At 40.9% G+C, this 1,198-nt stretch carries 2 protein-coding genes and 1 pseudogene; 2 read left to right on the top strand and 1 reads right to left on the bottom strand.

From position 1 onward, the window contains the following. Together H5202_RS22870 and rimI are read left to right on the top strand one after the other, a co-directional pair. On the top strand, positions 1–321 hold a 321-nt coding region (locus H5202_RS22870; RefSeq protein WP_182774036.1), incomplete at its 5' end, for a DNA polymerase III subunit psi. Further along, positions 308–766: a ribosomal protein S18-alanine N-acetyltransferase gene (gene rimI / locus H5202_RS22865; protein WP_182774035.1), complete on the top strand. Its 459-nt coding sequence runs from the start codon at positions 308–310 to the stop codon at positions 764–766. The genes H5202_RS22870 and rimI, both read left to right, overlap by 14 nt. Before the next feature lie 79 nt (positions 767–845). Here rimI and H5202_RS22860 read toward each other — a convergent pair. Further along, positions 846–1,198 (bottom strand): annotated as a pseudogene (locus H5202_RS22860) (lipoyl synthase); the annotation flags it as partial.

Below are 1,198 nucleotides of genomic sequence, written 5' to 3'. Positions count from 1 at the left end.
GATAAACCGTTAAAGCCTTACTTAGTGTTGCATGATCTCGATGCCGATTTATCTGATCAAATGCTTGTTAATGATGTACTGCGTTTATTAAACGTTGATATTGATCAGTGCGAGTTTGATTGTGAAATGATCAAAGGGCCGCAGGTGATATGGGATATGCGTAAGACAAGAGTTCGTCCTCGCGTTGCTTGGGTTGTAAGTGCGCCGCTAACAGACCTTCATGCTTTGGCTGATGAAAAACGCCATTTATGGCAGCAAATATCTCAACATTTAGATAAAACCCAGCAATTAAGTAAGGGCGAGACCAATGAGCAACATTGATAGTCACTTTATTGTGCCCCTTGGCGTTGAGCATGTAACTGTAATGGCTAAGATTGAAAACCAAGCTCACACTCATCCTTGGTCCGAAACAGGCTTAAAAGAGTGTTTCGGGCCTTTATATCGAGTATTGGGCATTAAGCAGCAAGATGGTTTGTTGGGTTTTGCGATAGTACAGCAAATTATCGATGAGGCGACGTTACTCGATATTTGTGTGGCACCAGATAAACAAGGCTCAGGGTTTGGCTCGTTATTAATGCAGCAATTGATTGATGATGCGAAAGATGCGGGGGCAGTAGTGCTGATGTTAGAAGTTCGTCAGTCAAATGAGGCTGCAAAATATTTATATGAGAAAGTAGGTTTTATTGAGTCAGGACGGCGTAAAAATTATTACTCTACCGATGATGGTTATGAAGATGCCATTTTAATGGATTTATCATTGAGATAGTCTTTACAAGAGTATTGATTTTTTACAAAAATAAAAAACAGCGCTAATTTAGCGCTGTTTTTTTTCAGACGAAGTTAGATTACTTAACTTCTTTACCCTGTGCTTGTAAGTCAGCGTGGTAGCTTGAACGAACAAGTGGTCCACAGGCAGCATGAGTGAAACCAAGTTTATCAGCTAATGCTTTCAATTCATCAAATTCTGCCGGTGGAACATAGCGTTCAACTGGTAGGTGGAATTTAGATGGCTGTAAGTATTGCCCCAGCGTGAGCATTTCTACATTGTGGGCGCGTAAATCTCGTAATACTTCAGCTATTTCTTCGTTAGTTTCACCTAGACCCATCATTAAACCAGACTTAGTCGGAATAGTTGGATGACGCTCTTTAAAGCGTTTGAGTAGATCTAATGACCACTGATAGTTAGCGCCTGCACTCG

The sequence above is a fragment of the Shewanella sp. SG41-4 genome (genome assembly GCF_014164505.1).
Taxonomy (GTDB): domain Bacteria; phylum Pseudomonadota; class Gammaproteobacteria; order Enterobacterales; family Shewanellaceae; genus Shewanella.
Note: the sequence above shows the minus strand (reverse complement) of the source record. Positions and strands in the feature narration are given on the sequence as shown.

Coding starts and splice junctions, on each gene's coding strand:
- rimI (WP_182774035.1), top strand. CDS start 308: ATGAGCAACATTGATAGTCACTTTATTGTGCCCCTTGGCGTTGAGCAT.